The 22,202-nt window shown below is 41.9% G+C and carries 22 protein-coding genes; 9 read left to right on the forward strand and 13 right to left on the reverse strand.

Annotated elements, in window-relative coordinates; genetic code table 11:
- Positions 1-125: 125 nt before the first annotated feature.
- The 5 genes from VL121_RS15215 to VL121_RS15235 all read left to right on the forward strand — a co-directional run bounded on the left by VL121_RS15215 (position 126) and on the right by VL121_RS15235 (position 5,185).
- Complete coding sequence (locus VL121_RS15215; protein ID WP_325407096.1) at positions 126-1,409, forward strand: restriction endonuclease subunit S; 1,284 nt, start codon at positions 126-128, stop codon at positions 1,407-1,409.
- Between the two features lie 10 nt (positions 1,410-1,419).
- The gene (locus tag VL121_RS15220) at positions 1,420-2,349 is read left to right on the forward strand and encodes a hypothetical protein (RefSeq protein WP_325406831.1); all 930 of its coding nucleotides are present in this window, start codon (positions 1,420-1,422) and stop codon (positions 2,347-2,349) included.
- Between the two features lie 213 nt (positions 2,350-2,562).
- A complete protein-coding gene (locus VL121_RS15225) occupies positions 2,563-3,684 on the forward strand; it encodes a Fic family protein (protein WP_325406833.1) in 1,122 nt (373 codons plus the stop codon).
- Positions 3,685-3,692: 8 nt separating this feature from the next.
- Entirely contained in the window at positions 3,693-4,580 is an 888-nt protein-coding gene (locus VL121_RS15230; protein WP_325406835.1) for a type I restriction-modification system subunit M, read from the forward strand.
- Between the two features lie 44 nt (positions 4,581-4,624).
- Positions 4,625-5,185, forward strand: coding sequence for an HsdM family class I SAM-dependent methyltransferase (locus tag VL121_RS15235; protein ID WP_325406837.1), 561 nt, complete (start codon positions 4,625-4,627; stop codon positions 5,183-5,185).
- Between the two features lie 36 nt (positions 5,186-5,221).
- On the opposite strand, the gene VL121_RS15240 is transcribed toward VL121_RS15235, so the two are convergent.
- The 3 genes from VL121_RS15240 to VL121_RS15250 all read right to left on the reverse strand — a co-directional run bounded on the left by VL121_RS15240 (position 5,222) and on the right by VL121_RS15250 (position 7,879).
- The gene (locus tag VL121_RS15240; RefSeq protein WP_325406839.1) at positions 5,222-5,689 is read right to left on the reverse strand and encodes an RES family NAD+ phosphorylase; all 468 of its coding nucleotides are present in this window, start codon (positions 5,687-5,689) and stop codon (positions 5,222-5,224) included.
- A gap of 11 nt (positions 5,690-5,700) precedes the next feature.
- On the reverse strand, positions 5,701-6,135 hold the full coding sequence (gene parS, locus VL121_RS15245) for a type II RES/Xre toxin-antitoxin system antitoxin (protein ID WP_325406841.1): 435 nt from the start codon (positions 6,133-6,135) through the stop codon (positions 5,701-5,703).
- Positions 6,136-6,226: 91 nt separating this feature from the next.
- Positions 6,227-7,879 (reverse strand): M28 family metallopeptidase, encoded by a 1,653-nt coding sequence (locus VL121_RS15250; RefSeq protein WP_325406843.1) that lies wholly within the window; start codon positions 7,877-7,879, stop codon positions 6,227-6,229.
- A 355-nt stretch (positions 7,880-8,234) separates the two neighbouring features.
- Between VL121_RS15250 and VL121_RS15255 the strand changes: the two genes are divergently transcribed.
- The 3 genes from VL121_RS15255 to VL121_RS15265 all read left to right on the forward strand — a co-directional run bounded on the left by VL121_RS15255 (position 8,235) and on the right by VL121_RS15265 (position 10,651).
- Positions 8,235-8,957, forward strand: a complete 723-nt coding sequence (locus VL121_RS15255) for an outer membrane beta-barrel protein (RefSeq protein ID WP_325406845.1) — start codon at positions 8,235-8,237, stop codon at positions 8,955-8,957.
- A 97-nt stretch (positions 8,958-9,054) separates the two neighbouring features.
- Positions 9,055-10,254 (forward strand): GTPase HflX, encoded by a 1,200-nt coding sequence (hflX, locus tag VL121_RS15260; protein ID WP_325406847.1) that lies wholly within the window; start codon positions 9,055-9,057, stop codon positions 10,252-10,254.
- A 52-nt stretch (positions 10,255-10,306) separates the two neighbouring features.
- A complete protein-coding gene (locus tag VL121_RS15265; protein ID WP_325406849.1) occupies positions 10,307-10,651 on the forward strand; it encodes a Rieske (2Fe-2S) protein in 345 nt (114 codons plus the stop codon).
- Between the two features lie 35 nt (positions 10,652-10,686).
- Here VL121_RS15265 and VL121_RS15270 read toward each other — a convergent pair whose 3' ends face one another.
- The gene (locus tag VL121_RS15270; protein WP_325406851.1) at positions 10,687-11,475 is read right to left on the reverse strand and encodes a carboxypeptidase-like regulatory domain-containing protein; all 789 of its coding nucleotides are present in this window, start codon (positions 11,473-11,475) and stop codon (positions 10,687-10,689) included.
- Positions 11,435-12,916, reverse strand: coding sequence for a xylulokinase (locus VL121_RS15275; protein ID WP_325406853.1), 1,482 nt, complete (start codon positions 12,914-12,916; stop codon positions 11,435-11,437). The genes VL121_RS15270 and VL121_RS15275 overlap by 41 nt, the downstream gene beginning before the upstream one ends.
- 279 nt (positions 12,917-13,195) lie before the next feature.
- Between VL121_RS15275 and VL121_RS15280 the strand changes: the two genes are divergently transcribed.
- Positions 13,196-15,085: a BatD family protein gene (locus VL121_RS15280; protein ID WP_325406855.1), complete on the forward strand. Its 1,890-nt coding sequence runs from the start codon at positions 13,196-13,198 to the stop codon at positions 15,083-15,085.
- A 206-nt stretch (positions 15,086-15,291) separates the two neighbouring features.
- Here the strand turns inward: VL121_RS15280 and VL121_RS15285 are convergent, their stop codons facing one another.
- From VL121_RS15285 to VL121_RS15320, 8 genes are all read right to left on the reverse strand, one after another.
- Entirely contained in the window at positions 15,292-15,717 is a 426-nt protein-coding gene (locus VL121_RS15285) for a hypothetical protein (RefSeq protein ID WP_325406857.1), read from the reverse strand.
- 123 nt (positions 15,718-15,840) lie between these two features.
- Positions 15,841-16,524 carry a hypothetical protein gene (locus VL121_RS15290; protein WP_325406859.1) on the reverse strand — a complete coding sequence of 228 codons (684 nt, stop codon included), beginning with the start codon at positions 16,522-16,524 and terminating at the stop codon, positions 15,841-15,843.
- A 52-nt stretch (positions 16,525-16,576) separates the two neighbouring features.
- Entirely contained in the window at positions 16,577-17,128 is a 552-nt protein-coding gene (locus VL121_RS15295) for an RNA polymerase sigma factor (protein WP_325406861.1), read from the reverse strand.
- Between the two features lie 24 nt (positions 17,129-17,152).
- Positions 17,153-18,109 (reverse strand): transketolase family protein, encoded by a 957-nt coding sequence (locus VL121_RS15300; RefSeq protein WP_325406862.1) that lies wholly within the window; start codon positions 18,107-18,109, stop codon positions 17,153-17,155.
- Between the two features lie 33 nt (positions 18,110-18,142).
- A complete protein-coding gene (galE, locus tag VL121_RS15305; protein ID WP_325406864.1) occupies positions 18,143-19,198 on the reverse strand; it encodes a UDP-glucose 4-epimerase GalE in 1,056 nt (351 codons plus the stop codon).
- A gap of 20 nt (positions 19,199-19,218) precedes the next feature.
- Complete coding sequence (gene rfbA, locus VL121_RS15310; RefSeq protein ID WP_325406866.1) at positions 19,219-20,079, reverse strand: glucose-1-phosphate thymidylyltransferase RfbA; 861 nt, start codon at positions 20,077-20,079, stop codon at positions 19,219-19,221.
- A 197-nt stretch (positions 20,080-20,276) separates the two neighbouring features.
- Positions 20,277-21,470 (reverse strand): inorganic phosphate transporter, encoded by a 1,194-nt coding sequence (locus VL121_RS15315; protein WP_325406868.1) that lies wholly within the window; start codon positions 21,468-21,470, stop codon positions 20,277-20,279.
- A 58-nt stretch (positions 21,471-21,528) separates the two neighbouring features.
- Entirely contained in the window at positions 21,529-22,173 is a 645-nt protein-coding gene (locus VL121_RS15320) for a DUF47 domain-containing protein (protein ID WP_325406870.1), read from the reverse strand.
- Between the last annotated feature and the right edge of the window lie 29 nt (positions 22,174-22,202).

The raw sequence follows: 22,202 nt of genomic DNA on the forward strand, positions 1-22,202 counted from the left end.
GTAAACTCACATTACCAGACCGCTTTTGCTCTCCTAAATACAACAATTCTTTTTTGCTTAGCTTTATTTGTGTTGACATCTAAATTGATTTTAGTAACACAAATATAATAAATGTTTCTAAATTAATTTGTCAATACACTAAATATTATAATGGAAATATTCCTTGGGTAAAATCAGGTGAACTTGATAAAGGGTTAATAACAGATACAGAAGAAAAGATTTCTGAGGAAGCAATAAAAAACTCAAGTGCAAAAATATTTCCGAAGGGAACTTTGTTGATTGCGCTTTATGGAGCAACAATAGGCAAGCTTGCATTTCTTGGAGCTGATGCTGCAACCAATCAGGCAATTTGCGGGATTTATGAAAATGAAAAAATCAACTCTCATTTTTTATACAATTATTTATTTTATAAGAAACAAAAATTAGTTAATCAGGGAATTGGTGGAGCACAACCAAACATCAGCCAAACAATATTAAAAAACTTAGACCTTCCTCTTCCCCCCAAACCCGCTCAACAAGCCATCGTTTCCAAAATAGAGGAACTCTTTAGTGCCTTAGACAAAGGCATAGAAAACCTGTGTACCGCCCAGCAGCAACTAAAAACCTACCGGCAGGCTGTGTTGAAATGGGCGTTTGAGGGAAAGCTGACAAAAGGTCTGAACCATGATTCTTACGATTTACATGATGAACATGATGTAATGCTTGCTGCAGAACCTGCGGCTGATTGTAAAACAAAAAATAATCAGGCAAATCAAAATAATCACATAAATCATGGTTCAGATAATGGAGCGTTGCCGGAGGGGTGGAAGATTCAAAAGCTTAATGATATTGGAACATGGAAAGGGGGTGGTACACCTAGCAAAGCAAATAAAACATTTTGGAATAATGGAACTATTCTTTGGGTTTCTCCTAAGGATATGAAGGCAAAAGTAATTTATGATACCATAGATAAAATCACTTCAGTTGCAATTGAAAATTCATCTACTAAATTAGTGAGCAAGGGCTCGATTCTTTTTGTTGTGCGTAGTGGAATTCTACGTAGAACCCTACCTGTAGCAATTACCGCAAGTGATGTTACAGTCAATCAAGATATACAAGCCTTTACACCCAAAAATATTCTGCCTGATTATGTATATTGGTACGTCCAGGCAAAAAACGAAGATATCAGGAGAGAATGTAGTAAAGACGGAACGACTGTAGAAAGCATAGAATCTTCCCTGCTTAAAAATTATCCGATTCCTGTTTGTTCACTCAACGAACAAACCCAAATCGTCCAGCAAATTGAATCCCGCCTCAGCATATCCGATAAAATGGAAGAAAGTATAACCCAAAGCCTGCAACAGGCGGAAGCATTAAGGCAAAGTATTTTAAAAAGGGCGTTTGAGGGGAGGTTGATTGGAATAAAATAAAAACAACCGTATGTCTTCACCTAATGATAATTGGTATGGCCACCTGGTAGCCCAAAGCCGTACAGATGCTATCTACGATCTTATTCATATGTTTCTGGTTCCTGACTGGGAACCGAATCATGATCTGGATTTTGTAACGGTAAGAAAACAGGCACTGCCGGAGCAGTTCAAAAATATTCCCCCGGAAGACATTTCACGAAAACTTCTACCCAAAGATTATTGTTTCCCCGGCGATGATTATGTGCTGCTGCACAACTACCGGTTAACCGAATACCTGCATGCCGCCCGGTGGATTGACTGCATTGAAGATTTTGAAGACCGAAGTTTTCTGGAGCTTCGCTACGACTGGCCACAAAAAGCAGAGGAGTTTTGGAATAATCCACCGGCTTACAATCTTGCTTCTAAAACCCCCGCAACGACAGACGCCGATGATGAACGGGTGTTGGAAGAAAAAGAGCAAAGTCTGAAAATTGCCTATGAGTTGTTGCAGCAGGGCCGCAACCGGGAACTTGCTTTGCAGCATGCGGAAACCGGGAAAGCGTTTCTCGATTCACAACAAATAATTTATAATAGCGACGCCAACACCATTTTGCAAAAAATTTCACGGCAAATGATGGGTTATAATATAGTGGCGATGGTGTACGCCTGGAACAACCAGATAGATAAAGCGGTGGCAATTGATAAATTGTACATTCATCAACCGGGGCTATGGGAAAGTTTGGATACCTGCATCATGTCTTACCTTGAAATGCTGATGGTAAAAAAGCAAAGCGACTATTTGCATTATTTATTCAGCGATAAGGATTTTCGTCAGTATTTTTTAGCGCATTACGAAGCCTATATTTCTTTATTGGTGGATGATACTTATATACTTTCCCGTAAAACGGACGTGGTGGGCATCATCAACCGGGTTAATCATACAGGAAAAGAGTGGAAATAGGCATTACCCAAAGCCTGCAACAGGCAGAGGCATTGAGGCAAAGTATTAAAGAAAGCGTTTGAGGAGAGGTTGGTATATAAAATCTTTACTAATTGATAGTCAGCTATTTAGCATGATTGCATCATGAAAGATCGTTTACATGACTTTCTTTATTGTAAACCAAGTGCATATTTAGTTTACATTTGTGGAACGAATGTTTACTAAAATGATACTATGGGAATAGGAAAATTAATAAAACAGCCAGAGGGATATACGGCTTTTATACCAGATCCATTTCCATCAGTAAACCTACTGGATTTCCCGGCTGATTTGATAGCTAAGGCTGCTATGGCAGAAAGGCTGATAGGCAAACTGGATGGCATTACCCATGTATTACCTGATGCGGATTTCTTTTTAAGCATGTATATAATAAAAGATGCTACCAGTTCAGCACAAATAGAAGGCACGAGAGCAACCATGATGGATGCGCTTGAAATGAGTGCTGGTGTAAATGTAAAAGATACAGACGCAGACGATATATTATTTTACATTAAAGCTTTGAATTATGGTACCAAACGGCTTGCAGATTTTCCTTTTTCTCTGCGTTTTCTGAGGGAGCTGCATAAAGAGTTGATGACGGATGCCAGGTCAAGCCATTTTTCTGATCCGGGCGAATTTAGACGAACACAAAACTGGATAGGCGGTACAACCTTGCATAACGCATCATTTATCCCACCGCCGGTAGCTGCTATGCAGAACGCTTTGGCCGACTTTGAAAAATTTATTCATGATACATCATTGATGCCGGTATTGCAGGCGGGAATACTGCACGCACAGTTTGAAAGTATTCACCCATTTTTAGACGGCAATGGCAGAACGGGAAGGTTGCTGATAACGCTATTTCTTTTTGAGCGGGCTATTTTAGAAAAACCCGTTTTGTTTTTAAGCAGCTTTTTTAAAAAGCATCAACAATTGTATTACGACAAGCTGAATGCATATCATGATAATAAAACGAACGAATGGTTACATTTTTTCCTGGATGGCGTAATTGATACGGCTAACCAAGGTATTACTACCTCAAAAAAAATAACCATGCTTCGGGAAGAAGACATGAGAAAGATACAAGCACTTGGTAAAAGAGAAGCAACAAGTGGCGTATTGTTCCTGAAGGAGCTATTTAAAACTCCTATTGCCAGCAGTGCTATGGTAGTAAATACCATGAAGTTCACCAGGGCTGGCGCAGGAAAGTTAATTGAAAGGTTTATTGATTTGGGTATTTTGAAGCCATTAGATGAAAACAGCAAATGGGGGAAGACCTATATCTATAAAAATTATGTCAGTATTTTTAGTGAATAAAAGTATTTATGAGTAGCAATTCTGCAAACACGTCTTCCATCGTTTCCAAAGTATGGGCCTTCTGTAACACCCTTCGCGATGATGGCGTAGGATACGGTGATTATTTAGAACAGCTAACGTATTTGCTGTTTTTAAAAATGGCAGATGAGTACAGTAAACCGCCACATCTCCGCAAAATGCCTATCCCTTCAAAATACAATTGGGCTACCCTCACCAATAAAAGTGGTGATGAATTAGAGGTTCATTACAATAACCTGCTGCGGGAACTGGCAAAGGAAAAAGGTATACTGGGACAAATATTTACCAAGAGCCAGAATAAAATAACTGACCCCGCTAAACTGTATAAACTTATTGCGCTCATTAATGCCGAGCAATGGGTGCTGATGGGTGTAAAAGACAAAGGCGATATTTATGAAGGCCTGCTGGAAAAAAATGCCGAAGATACCAAGAGCGGCGCCGGACAGTATTTCACGCCAAGAGCATTGATTAAAACGATGGTAGAATGCCTGCGGCCCGAGCCGAATAAAACCATTGCCGATCCTGCCTGTGGTACCGGTGGTTTTTTCTTAGCCGCTTATGATTGGATAACGGAAAACCATGAACTGGATAAATCACAAAAGAAATTCCTTAAATACGAAACCTTTTTCGGCAACGAAATTGTAGCGGGCACCCGGCGTTTGGCATTGATGAATTTGTTCCTGCACAATATTGGAGATATAGACAGTGAACAGGTAATGATATCTCCCAACGACTCCTTAATTGCCGCTTCTGAAAACCGCTACGATTATATTTTGGCCAACCCACCCTTTGGCAAAAAAAGCAGCATGACCTTCACCAACGAAGAAGGCGAACAGGAAAAAGAAGACCTTACGTACAACCGCCAGGATTTTGGGTAACCACCAGCAATAAACAGCTCAACTTTGTACAGCATATCAAAAGCATGCTCAAAACAACCGGTTTTGCCGCGGTTGTTTTACCGGATAATGTTTTATTTGAAGGTGGCGCAGGAGAAACGGTAAGAAAGAAACTATTGGAAACTACCGACCTGCATACCATCCTTCGTTTGCCTACAGGTATTTTTTATGCCAACGGCGTAAAGGCGAATGTGCTGTTCTTTGACGGCAAACCGTCCAGCAAAAATCCGTGGACCAAAGAAGTGTGGATATATGATTACCGCACCAATATTCATCATACCTTAAAAAAGAATCCGCTGAAACTGGAAGACCTGCAGGATTTCATTAACTGGTATAACCCAACCAACAGGCATAAACGAAAACAAACATGGAGTGGAACCAATCCTGATGGACGCTGGAGAAAATTTACCTATGATGAGATCATCGCCAGGGATAAAACCAGTTTGGATATTATCTGGTTAAAAGATAAATCACTGGCCGATCTGGATAATCTGCCTGATCCGGATGAACTGGCGGAGGAGATTGTTGAAAACCTGGAGGCGGGAATAGAAAGCTTCAGAACTATTATTGCAGCGCTGAAAAAATAACGCTGGCCATCCTTTCATGAAAAATACAGACTATCATTACCGGTATCGCTTAAGAATATCTTCAATGCGCTCATCGGGTACCAGGTTGGTGGTTTCTATCAGAGCAATTTGTGTATAATGAGGATGCATGGGATTGAGCACATAATTAAAGTTGCCGGGCAATACGGCGGAAGGTACTTTTAAAACAGGCGTATCGCTTTTGTCATACCATGCGTTTCCGAGTGGCTGGCATTTGCTGTAATCTGTAAAATCTCTCCACCCGTTTTTCATATCAGTTTCTTTTATTTCAGTAATGCTGAGCGTGTCGGGTATTTCGATGATCATTATTTTAAAATCCCCGTTGAATCCTACTCCTTTTCTGCGGATCATGTTTTCCAGAAATGCCAGCGGCACAGATTCCGCGGTGTACACTACTTTGCGCCCCTTTCCGTTCCAGCGACCGCTTATACCCGGAGCAAAGAGCGTCTGACTATATGCTTTATGAACAATACGATACACCAGCATGCAGTAATTATTTAAGCAACATATCCATGTGCCAGCCGGTCTAATTCATCCGACACCAATCCAACGCCACCGGGAGTAGTCAGCCAGTCTATTGGCTTTTCCTTTGTGCTCCAGAAAGGCTTTTGCAACCAGTAATTAAATTCATCTGCATTACCGAAAAGCTCCTCTCCCTTTGCAAAAAGGGCAATGAGCCTGAGCAGGTGTTCACTTTCAACAGGCGCCAGATTTTTTTCCTGCTCCCGATAGTTGTTTATTGTCCTGGGGTGAATATAAAGCAGTTCGGCGAGGTTTTTCTCAGGCATTTTTATTAAGTGGGCAAAGTTGTAAAACACCTCTGCACTGATACCCTTACGGGCAGCGCCTACCATCTTTATCTCATCGCTCAAATCGAAGTTTCTGAATTTCCTCCGAACGGTGCTTTTTTGTTTCACATCAGTTGCAGCCATTATATTTGTTTTATTTATAAAGATAGTTGATGTTTTTCACTTTTAAAAGTGAAAATATTCAACTACTACATTATTGCAGCTACGTAGCAATTTACCTGCTCTTCTCCCTTATCGCCTTAAACTCAGACCCCGTTTTCCATTGCGGCCAGTTTTGTCCATACGCCAGGCGGCGCCCTACTCTGAACAGCAGTTGAAGATCATCAATGGCGCCATCTAATTTCCAGGTGGCGCCATCGTATTCATCGGAGGGGCGATGGTAATGCTTTTCAGTATATTCATCATCCATTTTTTTACCATACCCGCTTTCTTTACCAATTACATCAATGCCACTGCCGACGTATAAAGCCGGTATACCTGCTTTGGCAAAATTGAAATGATCGGAGCGGTAATAGTAGCCGGCTTCGGGATGCACTTCGGGCGTAATAACACGGTTCACTTTGGCGGCTTCTTCCCGAAGGTAATCTTCCAGCTCCGATTGTCCCTGTCCTACTATAATCACATCCTTTGTTTTTCCATACCAGTTCAATCCATCCATATTAATATTGGCCACGGTTTTATTGGCCGGGTAAACAGGGTTTTGAGCATAATAAGCCGAACCCCATAATCCCTGCTCTTCAGCGGTTACAGACAAAAAAACAATAGTCCGTTCAGGTTTTGTTTGCAGGCTTTTAAACCCACGCGCCAGTTCTACCAGTCCCGCTGTTGCACTCGCATTGTCTAATGCGCCATTGTAAATGGAGTCGCCGGTTTCATCGGGCGTTCCAATACCGAGGTGATCCCAGTGCGCGGTATATATGATGGTTTCATCGGGATATTTACTGCCTGTTATTTTGCCAATTACATTATTGGACTGATTGTAATTGGTTTTCACCCGTATGGTAGTTGATAACTTCAGGTTTAAAGGTGTCCCTTTAAATCCTCTCACATCGGCTGAGGCAAGTAAGGTTGTATCCTTACCTGCAGCAATCAATAATTTTTGCGCCGCCGGCGCCGATATCCAACCAATCACATCGCATATCTTCTCATTTTTCCCCCGTGGGTCTAAACGCAAACGGGAGGCATTCCAGTTGTTCTGAACTACTGTAAACGGATAGCTCGCCGCTTCCGTATTGTGAATGACCAGGCAGCCCTTGGCGCCCTGCCGGGCGGCTTCTTCAAATTTATACGTCCAGCGACCGTAGTAGGTCATCGTTTTTCCTTTAAACAAAGACGTATCACCTGCGTTAAAACCGGGATCATTCACCAATACCATCACCACTTTCCCCTTTACATCCAATCCTTCGTAATCATTCCAGTTATACTCCGGGGCTACCACGCCATAACCTGCAAACACAAGTTCATCGTTATCAAGCGAAACGGAAGTATCTGTTTTATCTGTCCATACCACATAATCATCCAGTCCTTTTAAAGTAAAATTTCCTTTGGCAGATTGTACCTGCATAGCTGGCGCAGCATGGGTAGTAATGTTCACCATCGGCACTTCCTGGAAATAACTTTCACCGTTGCCGGGTTCCAGCCCCGCTGCAATGAATTTATCCTTCAGATAATGAATCGTTTTTGTTTCTCCTTCAGTAAATGGCTTTCTTCCTTCAAAATCATCACCCGAAAGTTCAGCGATATGCTTTCCCAGAGTATCGGCGCTGAAAGCGGCAAGACCGTCTTCTTCCCCAAAAGTTGTTTCAGGTTGATTGCAGGAGCCAAGTAGTAATGCGACAGATACAACAATTAAAATGGAGCGGTTCATAAAAGCGGTATTATAAATGCAGCAAGTATAATAACTTTTTCAGACTATCAGGCGGCAATTATGTACGGAGACTAATTAAAAGTTTGAGGTAATAAGGTTTTTGAATTGCTTTACGTTTTTTTCAGGGTTAAGCTATTGTAACCCTTACCTGCACCCATTCATTTTTTAAAATATACCCTAATATCAATACCTTGCGCATCTTTTCCGGGGAAGATGAAAGGTTAGATGTAAGCGCTGGCAGTTGTTTTATTACTATTCTTTTTGTTTTCCGGGTTAAGAAAAATGTCTTTTATATTTGTTCTCTTTAACCTTTTATTAACCTGTTGCAGGATACATTTGTCACTCAATTTAATTTATGAAGCGTTTCTTACTGGTTATTTCATTGATAGTATGGGGTAATTTTTTATGGGCACAAACGGAAACAGACACGCTTTCCCGGCAAAAAAGCCGGAACAACAGCCAGTTTTCAGGCCGCGCTGCAGACCATTTTATGATACAGGTGGGCTATAATGGCTGGGCAGGATCTCCTGATACACTCAGAACAGGAGGCTTAAGCAGAACCTTTAACATGTACTTCATGTTTGATTTTCCCTTTAAATCGGATCCCCGCTTCAGTGCAGCCATAGGAGCAGGAGTGGGTACCGACAATATGTTTTTTAAAAAAACCACGGTTGACCTGAGAAAATATCCCCTGAACTTTGCGCATGATACGGTGAGTTCCTATAAAAAATATAAGATAGCTACAGGCTACCTGGAAGTTCCTGTAGAGCTTCGGTTCGCCAGTAACCCAACAAACTATAACAAGTCCTTCAAAGTGGCTTTAGGCGTTAAAGTGGGAACCATGATAGATGCCCATACCAAGGCTAAAATAACCCGCGACAGGGAAGGATATGGTGGCTATACCCAAAAAGTGAAAGACAAAAGAAATTTTAATACTACCCGCTTAGCGGGTACGCTTCGTGTGGGATATGGCGTGTTTTCGATTTTTGGCACCTACCAGTTTAATGAATTCATCAGGGAAGGCGCTGGTCCAAATGTTAAGCCCTATTCTATCGGGCTAACGATAAGCGGGTTATAAATTTAATTTATTATATTTTTAAACGGAAGCGGATGTTAATAGTGACATCCGTTTTTTATTATGCATCGTTTACCTTTGCAGTTCTAAATTTTAAGGATTGATAGATAAAAAAAGTAAATTTTTACAGGAAGAAAAAGCGGTGCTGGTGGGGCTGGTGCATAAGTTGCAAACGGAACACCAGTTGAAGGAATACCTTGAAGAGCTGGCTTTTTTGGCTGAAACAGCCGGTGCAAAAGCAGTAAAAAAATTCTATCAGAAGCTGCCGCATCCCGATAGCAAAACATTTATAGGTAAAGGCAAGCTGGAAGAGATCAGGCTGTATATTGAGAAACATGGCGATATTCAGGTTGCTATTTTTGATGATGAGCTTACCGGTTCGCAGATTTCCAATATTGAAAAAATATTGGGCATTAAAACGATAGACCGGAGCGATCTGATACTGGATATTTTTGCCAATCGCGCTAAAACCGCCCAGGCCAAGGCCCAGGTTGAACTGGCGCAGTACCAGTACCTGCTGCCCAGGTTAAGAGGCATGTGGAAACACCTGGAGCGGCTGGGTGGCGGTATAGGAACGAGAGGCCCGGGGGAAACGGAAATTGAAACCGACCGGCGTATTGTGCGGGACAAAATATCGCTTTTACGTAAAAGGCTGGTAGAAATAGATAAGCAGGCTTTTACGCAACGGAAAGACCGGGGTGAATTTATTCGCGCTGCGTTAGTGGGGTACACCAATGTAGGAAAATCTACGATCATGAATGTACTGAGCAAAAGCGAAGTATTTGCCGAGAATAAGCTGTTTGCCACGCTGGATACCACCACCCGCAAAGTGGTTTTTGAAAACACACCCTTCCTGCTGAGCGATACCGTTGGATTTATCCGGAAACTTCCGCATCACCTGGTGGAAAGCTTTAAAAGTACCTTAGATGAAGTGAAAGAGAGTGATATATTATTGCATGTGGTGGACATATCACATCCGCAATATGAAGACCAGATGAAAGTAGTAAATAAAACCCTGCAGGACCTGGCGTGCTATGACAAACCGGTGATCACTATCTTTAACAAAATGGACCTGTATGTAAAAAATACCTTCGATGAATGGCTGGATGAAGGTACAAGAACACAGTTGCTGGAAGAACTGAAACAAAGATGGGTGAATGAAACGCAGGGTAACTGTATTTTTATTGCCGCCACGGAAAAACAAAATATTGATGAATTGCGTAAAGTACTGACGGATAAGATCCGTGAATTGTACCGTATCAGGTATCCTTATAAAACTGAATTTTTTTACCAGGCTTAGAACAGTACTGCGTAATTATATTGTAATCTTCATTATTATCCTTCACAGCACAATGCCCGAAAAAAATCAAAGGTGGATTAAGATCGCCGATCATATCTGCGAAATGGAGTTTGGTACCAATAATATTGCTTTAACAGAAGCGGGGGATAAAGCGATTTGTGTGGGCAGATTCAAGGATGCCTTTTTTGCTTTTGCTTCCAAATGTCCCCATGCGGGAGGGCTTTTAAGCAATGGCTGTATAAATGAGGCGGGCCATATTGTATGTCCGGTGCACGGCTATAAGTTTAATATGCGTACCGGGTATAATGTAAGCGGCGAAGGGTATTTTTTAAAGCATTGGCCGTTAGCTATAAGGGCAGATGGCGTTTTTGTAGATATGGGAAAGCAGGGGTGCTAAATATAAAAAATACTTACAAATACGATCATCAAAAATTAATTACTACTTCTTCTTTTTGGGGTTTTGTATTCTTTAAAACATTCCAGGATATACAATCCCAATTCAGCATCATTCAGCATAACCACATACTCATACCGGGGCCGGTAATACTTCATAAAACTATCTAATTCCGGACTTTCTAAGTGGGTAAGCTTTCGTATAAACAATTTGCTGTAGCGATAGTCTATATATTTTTCCTGCTCTTCTTTTATCAGCCATCCCTGCAAAAATTTCATATTCCTGTTGCGGCGAAAGCGAAATACATTGATCAGCTCGTCAAGGTCAACGCCTGCGCCGGCGCCAACACTGCCGGGCGACAAAGAAGAAACGTGAAGTCCGGGTTTACGGTAATTAAATGCCTTTTCATATTCTCTTCTGTTTTGTAAAGAATCAAAACGGTAGCTGGGCTTTCTAATGGTAACGCCGGGCAGTTCAATAGCCGATATTTGTATGGCAATGTCAAAGGCAGCAGGGTTCTGAACGGTTGTAACCGGGTATCTGGGAGTGGCTTTCCCCAGGTAAGAGAACCATATGGAATCTGCCGGAAGCACCCTGATGCTGTAAAACCCCATAGAGTCTGTTTGTGTGCCATGTCCGGAAACGGTAAGCACGCTTACTCCCGGCAGGGGAATCTTTTGTGTAATATCATATACCGTTCCCTGTATCTCCTGTGCATAAACGAGCGCCGGAGCGGCAGCCAATATATATGTTGCAAGTATACATACACGATAGTTGAGCTGCAGGCTATGATAAAGCTTTTTCCAATATGCCCTTCCACCTTTCATATATGCTTGCATATGTTTTTTGATTGTTATTGGGTTCTGCCAGGGCAACAGGCTTATAGTTTCGGAATGCTTCCTGAGGGTTTGTGTAAATACCAGCGCCAATGCCTGCGCCTATAGCTGCTCCCACTGCGCCGTCATTTTCATACAATTCTACCGGGGTGCCGGTAAAGTTCACAAAAAGATCTGTAAACAGGGGGCTTAAAAACATATTGGCTTTTCCCGCACGGATAACCGAAGGGCGAACGCCGTTTTCCTTCAGGATGTCTAATCCATAACGGAAAGCGCAGGCAATGCCTTCCTGTGCAGCCCGGAACAGATGTGGCGATTGATGTGTGGTTAACTGCAGGTTACTGATTTGCGCTCCCATCAACTTATTTCCAAGCATACGCTCTGCGCCGTTCCCAAAGGGCAATATAGTAAGCCCGTTACTTCCCAAAGGAATGTTTGCTGCCTGCTCATTGATTTGCGCGTACGATAAATGGTTGCCGGCCACATCTTTCATCCACCTGTTCATAATACCCGTGCCGTTAATGCATAGCAGAACGCCTATGCTTTTTTCTGCTGCGGTATGGTTTACATGTGCAAAGCTGTTTACCCTTGATTGCGGATCGCCGGTTAGCTTATCGCTTACCGCGTATATTACACCTGAAGTGCCTGCTGTAGCCGCAATTTCACCGGGGTTCATTACATTCAGTGATAAGGCATTGTTGGGCTGATCACCGGCCTTATAGGATACGGGGATGCCGGGCTTTAATCCTAATGTTGCGGCTACTTCCGGGGTTACCGTGCCATGAACGGAAAATACGGATTGCACCGGAGGAATAATATGGTCAGAAAAGCCATAGTGATCCATTACCGGCCGGGCTACAGCATCGGATTGAAAATCCCATAAAACACCTTCTGATAATGCGGCAGGAGAAGTGGTTATTTCCTGTGTTAGCCGCATAGCAATATAATCTCCGGGTAACATGAGCTTATCCGCTTTTTCAAAAATAGCAGGCTCGTGTTCTTTTACCCATGCCAGTTTGGATGCTGTGAAATTACCCGGTGAATTTAAAAGGTGCTCCCGGCAGTAGGCGTTGCCGATAGCTGTAAAAGCTTTATTACCCGTTTCAACGGCACGGCTGTCGCACCATATAATGGAAGGGCGTAAAACCTTTTTGTTTTTATCCACAATTACCAGTCCGTGCATTTGGTAAGCAATGCCGATAGCCGCTATATCCCGGGGGTTAAAACGGCCGGAGGCGGCAAGTTTTTGTATAGCCTGGCAGGCATATTGCCACCAGCTTTCCGGTTCCTGCTCTGCCCACCCGGGCTGTTGCGAAATAATGGTAGCTTCCGTTTCAGGAAACTGGGCAGAAGCAATCAGTGTTGTATCGGCAGCATTTACTACAGATACTTTTATGGATGAAGTGCCTACGTCAATGCCGAGAAGTAACATACAGCGAATGATATGGTTTGATTAAAATAATAGGACAAGATACTAAAAACATTGTTTGCTATGCTGCTGTAATGATATTTGAATTATGTTTGAATAAATGTTTTGTTTCATTTATCCTTTGCTGTTAAACAATTGTGATAAACGGGCAGGCGGGTAAGCGTAGCGGTGGTGTTTTAACGCAACTTTACCGCGCTTTCAACCCGTCTCCTGTAGCCAAATGCATACATTTGTTATGCTTGTATTGTGATTGTTACGGGCATAGAGGAGAGAAAATAAAAGATGAATCGTATAGGAAAATATTTACTTCAATTTGCATTACTGCCGTTTGTTTTTTGCCTGCCGGTTCAGCAAAGCCGGGGTCAGGTAAAAATTTCCGCTTCAGCTAATAAAAGTATTGTGCTGCAGGATGAGTTCATTAAGCTGCAGTTTACCGTGGAGAATGCGGAGGAAGTGCAGCAATTTGTGCCGCCTTCTTTTAAAGGATGTAAAATTGTGGAAGGTCCACTGCATACAACGGGTACTTCTGCTGTTAACGGCGTGGTGAACAGCTACGTTACTTTTATGTACGTTATACAACCCGAAGCCCCGGGTAATTACGCACTTTCAGGTGGGTCTGCTAAAATAAATAACAGGCGTTTTATTTTTAATACCATCCGGTTTAAGGTTAAAGAGTCGAAACATAATAATAACCGGTATAATTTTCAAAATCACTCGTATGACGATGTGCTGGATCAGCAATTATACAGTGATTATATTATCCGCAAAGGCGAAGATATTCAGAACAAGATCAGGCAAAATCTTTTTATTAAGGTAGATGTAAGTAAGGATCATTGTTATGAAGGCGAGCCGGTAATAGCCACCTATAAATTATATACCCGCCTCCGTTCTGAGTCAAAAGTGTCTAAAAGACCATCTTTTAATGGTTTTAGCGTATATGATATCGTTGATCCTTCTTCAGCGCCTTCCACCATTGAAACGCTGAATGGTAAAAATTTCAATGTATATCTTATCCGCAAAGCCCAGCTTTTCCCGCTCCAGCCGGGCATTCTTGAGCTTGACCCGGCAGAGGTAGAAAATTCCATTTCTTTTGTAAGTGCTGAAACGGCCATGAAAGACAAGGGAGAACATTTGCCCGAGTTGCTGAGATCGTTTGAATCGGATAATGTTACCCATGAAGGCATTGTAACGGAAAATGTGAATATTAAAAGTAATGCATTGCCTGTAACGGTAAAGGCGCTTCCGGCTTTCGCCCGGCCCCACTCATTTGATGGCGCGGTGGGAAATTTCAGCATTGAAGCTACTATTAACAAAAATGAAATTGCTTTGAATGATGCAGCGCTGCTAAGGGTTATTATAAAAGGGGAAGGTAATTTTGGTGTTATTAATGCGCCTTTGGTACACTGGCCAAAAGATATAGAAGCCTATGAGCCTGATATTAAAGAAAATGTTTTAAAAAATGTGGCGCCTATGCGGGGGTACAAAACCTTTGCATTTACGGTAATGCCTAAACGAACAGGAATAATAGCGATTCCTCCTGTTGAATTCTCCTATTTTGATCCGCAGGCCAACCAGTATAAAACTGCGAAAACAGATGCTGTTATTATTAACGCTGTTGCTGTGGCGAAAAAAAATTTTTCCGGTGCCGGCACGGCAGTAGCCGCATTTGAAACTACGAAAACCGGAACAGGCAGGTTATGGATGATAGCAGCTGCAGCGCTGCTGGTTTTGTTTGGTTTCTTTTTATTCAGGTATATCCGTTTTCCGGGTAATGCGCCTGTTTTAATAAGTGCTAACAATAGCAAACAGAAAATGGTTCCGGTTCACAGGGAGGAGGAGCCAGCGCCACAGGCAGGCTTTTTGTCTAATCCTTTATTCCAGGCGCGGCTAATGCTTATACAGCAAAACGGGCAGGGGTTTTATTCAGAACTGGGCAAGGCTTTGTGGAATTATATGAATGAAAAATTACAGCTTACCGGCACTTACACCCATAAGAAAGATATAGAGCAGCGAATGAAAGCAAGAGGATTTGACGATATTATTATTACCCAATTCCAGTTGCTTATTCAGCAGTGCGAAGTGGCCTTATATACGCCCGTTATTAATGAAGCAGAGATGCAGTCTGTATACGATCTTGCAGAGGATTTGCTGGACAGCATTTCAAAAACGTAATAACCAGCCAACTTATATTACTATTCCGGCAGCTAATAAATTTTTCAGAACATGCGGTGAATTATACTGTTTGGGTATAAAGTAGCAAACAGAGTAAAACGCATAGGGCCTTAAAACAAATAAGGCCAGCCCTAGAAAGAGCCAGCCGTTGCTAACCTATGAAAAACACCGAGTTAAAATTAGGTAATTATTCCGTATTTAAAAAATCATTTGTTTTTACGTTGGGGCGCCGTTCCATCCTGTCTCATTTTCATCCGTTGCTGCATCTCCTTTCGCACCATCGTTTTAAACCTGTCTTCCGCCTCATATACTTTTGGCCCTCTTTCTTCATCCAATGTATTACTAAAATCCTTACGGTATTTTTTTCTTATATCTAAGACCTTCTGTTGCCTGTCAAGCTCATCATTGATGCTTCTATCCTTGATAGCAAATCTTAATTCTTTTCGGTATTTATTAAATAAAGGCCAAAATCTTTCGGCTTCGGAGGTAGAGAGTTGCAATTGCCTCGTAAGATACCCAATTTCAAGCATTTTTATCTTATCTCTGCCGTTTCCGGAGTCTGCAACTTCCTGTGCATTGGTTAGCAAGGTTGCAAATGTAATAAATCCAAAAAGTAAAAAAATTTTTTTCACGAAAAAAATATTTATTTTTTATTTTAATAGCAATGTTTCAAAATAACATATCATTTTAAGAATAATATCTGCAGGAGATAGTATAAGTATAAAACTTTTAAACGCAATCTGTGATGAAGTTTTTTATAAAGATATCTCCCCGGAAATATCCTGTTCATAGCTCTTCAGTGTTTCATCAGGGATGTTCTTAAGCATATTACCAAGCGTAGTATCATCTATTTTTAAAAAGGCAACATCCTCAAATTCCGCATCAGCGTTTTCTGAAACCCATTCGGGCGTTTTCGGTGCCGCGGAAAGGTAGTTTGCTAAATCGGCATCAGTAATTCCGGGTAGCCCGGATGATACAGACTGGATGCCATCATTTTGAGCAACAGGTATTGTTTTACCGCTATTGCCGGTATTGAGTAAAAATAATGCACTTGTACCTATAACTCCTGTTACTGCGGCCGCCGTGGCGTAGTTCAGCCATTTTCTTTTTTTACCTGTACTCATACTAATTACGGGAGCCTTTTCTTTTGGTTCAGCAAGTTTAGCCAGAACGATACCGGGAAAGGTGTTGAAATAACCGGCAGGAACACTTAATGCAGGGTTACTTCTTAATGACGCAATGAGGGGCGATAATTGTTTGATTTCTTCATTGGCTGATACATCAGTTTGCTCCTCATTTACCTTGATAAGTGCTAAAACTTTTTCGGGGAGATTTTCAAAATACCCGGGTGGCGTTTGAAAAACATTTTCTTTCCCAATTTCAGAAACGGCCGGGCTGATTTCCCCTAGCTCTTTCTCTATATCTGAATTACATTTCATAATCTGAAATTACGTTTCATTAAATGTTAAGACTACGTTATATGTAGAAGGTTTAATGATTCAGAATAAAGTCTTCAATCTTTTTTACCGCATGGTGATAGCTGGCTTTTAATGCGCCTTCGGAGGTATCCAGCACCCTGCTCATTTCTTCATATGGCATTTCATCATAATAGCGGAGGTTAAATACAACTCGTTGTTTATCAGGAAGCTGCTGAATAGCCATTTGTAATTTCCATTCTATTTTACCGGCGTCAAAATCCTTATCGGCCCTTAACTGGTTAGCTATGCTTCCTTCATTGTCAATAGATACCGATGATTTTCGTTTTTGCTGTTCTATATAAGTCAGCGATTCGTTGGTAGCAACGCGGTATAGCCAGGTATACAATTGGGAATCTTCACGAAAGTTATCAAGCCCGTTCCAGACCTTGATAAATACATTTTGCAAAACATCGTTGGCGTCTTCGTGGTGAATGACTATACGGCGCACATGCCAGTATAGCTTTTCCTGGTACTTTTTAATAATACCGGTAAACGCTTTTTCCTTAGTGGCGGGAGTGCGGAATTCCTGCAGTAACAAAATATCATCAGCATGATTATCTGCCATACCCTGGGTTTTGTTTTAAGTACTTTACTTCCGTTTAAGTACTTTTTCTGCGGCTGCAATAATATCCGGAGTATCAAGCCCGTATTTCTTTAAAAGTTCGAGGGGTTTACCACTTTCGCCAAACGTATCTTTTGTGCCTACGTATTCAACAGGAACCGGGAAATGCCGTGCAGCTACCTGTCCTACCGCATCGCCCAGGCCGCCAATAATATTATGTTCTTCCACCGTTACCGCACATTTTGTTTTGCGCAAGGTGGTTAATACGGCTTCTTCGTCAAGTGGTTTTATGGTATGTATGTTTACTACTTCCACGCTGATTCCTTTTTCTTCTAATTGTATACCTGCTTCAATAGCCTTCCAAACCATATGGCCACAGGCAAAAATGGCTACATCGCTTCCCTGCGAGAAGTATTGCGCCTTGCCGATCTCAAATTTTTCATCGGCTTTGGTAAATATGGGCCAAACGGGTCTTCCAAAGCGCAGGTATACCGGTCCTTCATAATCGGCTATAGCAAGGGTTGCGGCTTTGGTTTGATTATAGTCGCATGGCACAATCACTGTCATACCGGGCAACATTTTCATCATACCAATATCTTCTAATATCTGGTGTGTGGCGCCGTCTTCTCCCAGGGTTAACCCGGCATGGGAAGCGCAAATTTTTACATTTTTACCGGAATAGGCTACCGACTGGCGAATCTGGTCGTATACCCTGCCTGTAGAAAAATTGGCAAAAGTGGTGGTAAACGGAATTTTACCGCCAATAGTTAAGCCGGCAGCAATACCTATCATATTGGCTTCGGCAATTCCGCATTGTATAAAGCGGTCGGGAAAGTCCTTAATAAACGCGTTTAACTTTAGGGAACCGGCGAGATCGGCTGTAAGCGCTACTACATTGGGGTTGTTTTTACCTAATTCATGAATACCATCACCAAATCCACTTCTTGTATCTTTTTGTCCTGTTACCTGTATGTCTTTTAGCATAATTTATTCGTATGTATATGTTTTTATAATGGATTAATTTAACTGGATATTTTTTCCTGTAAACAATTTTTCATCTTCCTTCAGTTTTTGCTCCCATGCCCATGCTGTGCTCAAAATATCTTCGAGGGTAAACCGGGGCTGCCAGCCTAATTGCTGCCTGGCTTTGTCATTATTGGCATAAATGGCAATTACATCGCCGGGGCGGTTGGCGCCTATCGTATAATTTAAAGGCAGGCCGGTTACTTTTTCAAAGGTTTTTATGGTTTCCAGTACGGTAATGCCGGATCCTGTACCCAAGTTGAATATTTCAGGATTCTTCTGGTTTTTCTGTTCCACCAGGTACTGGAGCGCCAGTGTATGGGCATGAGCCAGATCGCTTACGTGTATGAAATCTCTTACGCAGGAGCCATCGCGTGTGGCGTAATTATTTCCAAAAACAGTAATCCCGGGCAGTTTACCAATGGCAGATTGTGTAATAACCGGCACAAGGTTCTGTGGCTTATCAATAGGTAGCTCTCCTATGAGCGCCGATGGATGTGCTCCGGCAGGGTTAAAATAACGTAATAAAACACAGGAAGTATTGTTAACATGTGCAAACTCTCCAATAATCTGTTCTCCCATTTGCTTGGTATAACCATAGGGCGATTCTGCCGCTTTGGTAGGCGTGGTTTCCGTTACGGGTATATGATCGGGGTTGCCATATACCGTGCAGGATGAGGAAAAAACGAAATAAGGGATTTTAAAAAATTCAACGCATTTTAAAAGGTTGATGAGGGAAACCAGGTTGTTTTCAAAATACAGCAGCGGCTTTTCCACCGATTCTCCCACCGCCTTATAGGCGGCGAAATGGATAATACCGGCAATATCTTCATTTTCTTCAAAAATGGCATAGGTATCATTAAAATCACACAGGTCTACCTTATAGTTCTTTACTTTTTTGCCGGTAATTTTTTCGATACCCTCCAGCAAGTGCTCAGAGGAGCGTGAATTATTATCAACAGAAATGATGTCGAACCCATTTTCAATCAGGTCAACAATAGTGTGCGATCCGATATAGCCACAGCCGCCTGTTACCAGAATTTTTTTCATACCAGTTATAAAAATTTAATTCAAGATACTAAGTTCAAAAGATATTCTCCATATCCGCTTTTCATCAGGGGTTCGGCTGTTTTCAGTAATTGTTCCTTACTAATAAATCCTTTTCTGTATGCAATTTCTTCTATACAGGCAATTTTGATACCTTGCCTTTGTTCAATTACCTGCACAAATAACGAGGCCTGCATTAACGAATCAAAGGTTCCGGTATCTAACCAGGCGGTTCCCCTGTCTAATACCGATACTTTTAATTTTCCCCTCTGCAGGTATGCTTTGTTAACATCCGTTATTTCATATTCTCCTCTTGGGGAAGGCTTTAGGTTTTTAGCGATGCTGATTACTTCATTATCGTAAAAATAAAGCCCGGGAACCGCATAGTTACTTTTGGGCTTCACCGGTTTTTCTTCAATGGATAAAGCGTTCATATGTTCATCAAACGCTACCACCCCGTAACGTTCCGGATCACTCACCTGGTAAGCATATACCATACCGCCATCCGGGTCAATATTATTGCTGAGGGTACGGCCTAACCCACTTCCATAAAAAATATTATCGCCCAATACCAGGGCCACTTTTTCTTTGCCTATAAATGATTCGCCTATTACAAAAGCCTGGGCAAGTCCGTTGGGTACTGCCTGCTCAGCGTAAGAAAATTGCAGTCCCAAACGGCTGCCATCTCCAAACAGTTTTTTAAAGTTGGGCAGATCATGCGGTGTTGAAATAATCAGTACTTCCCTGATACCCGCCAGCATAAGGGTTGATAAGGGATAGTATATCATGGGTTTATCATAAACCGGCATCATTTGCTTGCTGATAGCATAAGTAATGGGATGCAATCTTGTACCTGATCCACCCGCCAAAATAATTCCTTTCATCTGGAAATAGTGATCTGTTTTATCTTAATAAATATACTACCTGTTTATATGCTTTCCCGCTGCCGTTTTCCTCATTTGTATAAAAGCAATGATCTTTTTTCCCGGCTAAACAGCGTACGATACCTGTAAGCTGTTACTGGCAGGTTTACCCCGGACGAAGTTACCCACTTCGGGTTAAAATAAAGCAGATTAAAGTATCAAAAAAAGAAATGGGAGAGCCAATAGATGATGGCGGCCATAAGCGCGCTTATAGGGATGGTTATAATCCATGCCCAAAGCAGGTTAACGGTAACACCCCAGCGTACGGCCGACAGGCGTTTGGTGGCGCCCACGCCCATAATGGCGCCTGCAATGGTATGGGTAGTGCTTACCGGTATTTTAAGGTGTTCTGTAACGAAGAGCGTGATGGCACCTGCCGTTTCGGCGGCAACCCCTTCAAAGGGTGTTACCTTGGTAATGCGGGTGCCCATGGTTTTCACAATTTTCCATCCCCCGCTTAAAGTTCCCAGCGCTATGGCGGTATAGCAGGATATGGGTACCCAGTAAGGCATTTCGTCAAAAGTTTGAATACTGCCGTGCGAAATGAGCGCTACTGTAATAATGCCCATTACCTTTTGAGCGTCATTACCACCATGGCCAATGCTGAATGCCGCTGAAGAAACTAATTGTAACTTTTTAAACCATACCGTAGACCGGTGTGCATTCAGCCTGCTGAGAAAGAGCGTGAATATGCACATGATCATTATAATTAAAGCAAGCAGCACCAGCTTAAAATTGTGAGAATGAAAGATGACCTTCAATATATAACTTTCGTAATGCGATTTTAAATTGGCCGGGTCAAACTCCATGATCTGGGAAAGTGTTAATACCGTAAGTACCATAAGCCCGATAGAAAAGAGTTTCGGCCATATACTTTTTCGGAAAGCATTGATGAACCATAGTGAAATAACCAGTGCCATAATCATACCCAGGAGTGGGGCTAAAAAGATAAAGGCCACAATCTGCATCACCGGAGCCATGTTTATGGCATAAAAACCGGCATGCGCAATGGCCGCACCGGCAAATCCGCCAATTAAAGTATGTGAGGATGAAGAAGGTATACCAAACCACCAGGTAATAAGATTCCATATAATGGCAGCCGACAAGCCCGCCAGTACAACCTGCAGGGTAATATAGCTTTCCTTTACTGTTTTGGCAATGGTATTGGCTACGCCGTGATCTTTAAAGATGAAGAAAGCTACAAAGTTGAACAATGCCGCCCAAAGTACCGCCTGGAAGGGAGTGAGTACTTTAGTGGAAACAATAGTGGCAATGGAGTTGGCGGCATCGTGAAACCCGTTAATATAGTCAAAAATCAATGCCAGAATGATAATAACAACTAATAAGGTCATGCATCCTTGTTTGAGGGTCTGGTAATAAGAAGATAAAGAATGTTCAAATGCTCAAACATTATGCATATTTAACGATAATGGACTCAATTACATTAGCGGCATCTTCACATTTATCTGTAGCTATTTCCATAGCCTGGTAAATCTCTCTTTTCTTTATTACTTCTTTGGCGTCTAATTCTGTTGCAAACAACCGCTCAATGCTCATATCAAAAATATCATCCGCCTGGTTTTCTATACTGTTTATTTTTACCAGGGATTCCGTTATCTGGCGAAGATTTTTCATATCGCGCAGCTCATGAACCGCCACCTTAATATGTTCACATGCCTGAACAATCAGCTCGGCAAACTTCTGCATACCCTGGTCGTTGGGGTTAACCCGGTAAAATTTTATTTTTTTGGAAGAGGCGAAAATATAATCTGCGATATCATCTAACGCAGATGCCAGGTAGTGAATATCCTCGCGGTCAAAGGGTGTGATGAAGTTTCTGCCTAATTCGGTAAATATTTTATGGGTAAGATCATCGTTCACATGTTCCAGCTCTTCAATCTGGGAAGCTATCGCGGATCTTTTGTCGTAATCCGGTTCGTGCACTACTTCTTTTAATTTCCTGGCCATTTCCAGTACTTTAACGGCAACTTCTTCAAACAGTTCGTAAAAAACCCGATCCTTAGGTAAAAAGATCTTCATTATAGAATTAATCATAACGGAAACTTTGGGCAAAAGTAAAGGTA

This window comes from Agriterribacter sp. (assembly GCF_035497235.1).
Lineage (GTDB): Bacteria > Bacteroidota > Bacteroidia > Chitinophagales > Chitinophagaceae > Agriterribacter.

Excerpts from the sequence above, each read along its gene's own strand:
- VL121_RS15220 (WP_325406831.1), top strand. The coding sequence starts at position 1,420 with ATGTCTTCACCTAATGATAATTGGTATGGCCACCTGGTAGCCCAAAGC.
- VL121_RS15225 (WP_325406833.1), top strand. The coding sequence starts at position 2,563 with ATGGGAATAGGAAAATTAATAAAACAGCCAGAGGGATATACGGCTTTT.
- VL121_RS15230 (WP_325406835.1), top strand. The coding sequence starts at position 3,693 with ATGAGTAGCAATTCTGCAAACACGTCTTCCATCGTTTCCAAAGTATGG.
- VL121_RS15235 (WP_325406837.1), top strand. The coding sequence starts at position 4,625 with ATGCTCAAAACAACCGGTTTTGCCGCGGTTGTTTTACCGGATAATGTT.
- VL121_RS15240 (WP_325406839.1), bottom strand. The coding sequence starts at position 5,689 with ATGCTGGTGTATCGTATTGTTCATAAAGCATATAGTCAGACGCTCTTT.
- parS (WP_325406841.1), bottom strand. The coding sequence starts at position 6,135 with ATGGCTGCAACTGATGTGAAACAAAAAAGCACCGTTCGGAGGAAATTC.
- VL121_RS15250 (WP_325406843.1), bottom strand. The coding sequence starts at position 7,879 with ATGAACCGCTCCATTTTAATTGTTGTATCTGTCGCATTACTACTTGGC.
- VL121_RS15255 (WP_325406845.1), top strand. The coding sequence starts at position 8,235 with ATGAAGCGTTTCTTACTGGTTATTTCATTGATAGTATGGGGTAATTTT.
- VL121_RS15265 (WP_325406849.1), top strand. The coding sequence starts at position 10,307 with ATGCCCGAAAAAAATCAAAGGTGGATTAAGATCGCCGATCATATCTGC.
- VL121_RS15270 (WP_325406851.1), bottom strand. The coding sequence starts at position 11,475 with ATGAAAGGTGGAAGGGCATATTGGAAAAAGCTTTATCATAGCCTGCAG.
- VL121_RS15275 (WP_325406853.1), bottom strand. The coding sequence starts at position 12,916 with ATGTTACTTCTCGGCATTGACGTAGGCACTTCATCCATAAAAGTATCT.
- VL121_RS15280 (WP_325406855.1), top strand. The coding sequence starts at position 13,196 with ATGAATCGTATAGGAAAATATTTACTTCAATTTGCATTACTGCCGTTT.
- VL121_RS15290 (WP_325406859.1), bottom strand. The coding sequence starts at position 16,524 with ATGAAATGTAATTCAGATATAGAGAAAGAGCTAGGGGAAATCAGCCCG.
- VL121_RS15295 (WP_325406861.1), bottom strand. The coding sequence starts at position 17,128 with ATGGCAGATAATCATGCTGATGATATTTTGTTACTGCAGGAATTCCGC.
- VL121_RS15300 (WP_325406862.1), bottom strand. The coding sequence starts at position 18,109 with ATGCTAAAAGACATACAGGTAACAGGACAAAAAGATACAAGAAGTGGA.
- galE (WP_325406864.1), bottom strand. The coding sequence starts at position 19,198 with ATGAAAAAAATTCTGGTAACAGGCGGCTGTGGCTATATCGGATCGCAC.
- rfbA (WP_325406866.1), bottom strand. The coding sequence starts at position 20,079 with ATGAAAGGAATTATTTTGGCGGGTGGATCAGGTACAAGATTGCATCCC.
- VL121_RS15315 (WP_325406868.1), bottom strand. The coding sequence starts at position 21,470 with ATGACCTTATTAGTTGTTATTATCATTCTGGCATTGATTTTTGACTAT.
- VL121_RS15320 (WP_325406870.1), bottom strand. The coding sequence starts at position 22,173 with ATGATTAATTCTATAATGAAGATCTTTTTACCTAAGGATCGGGTTTTT.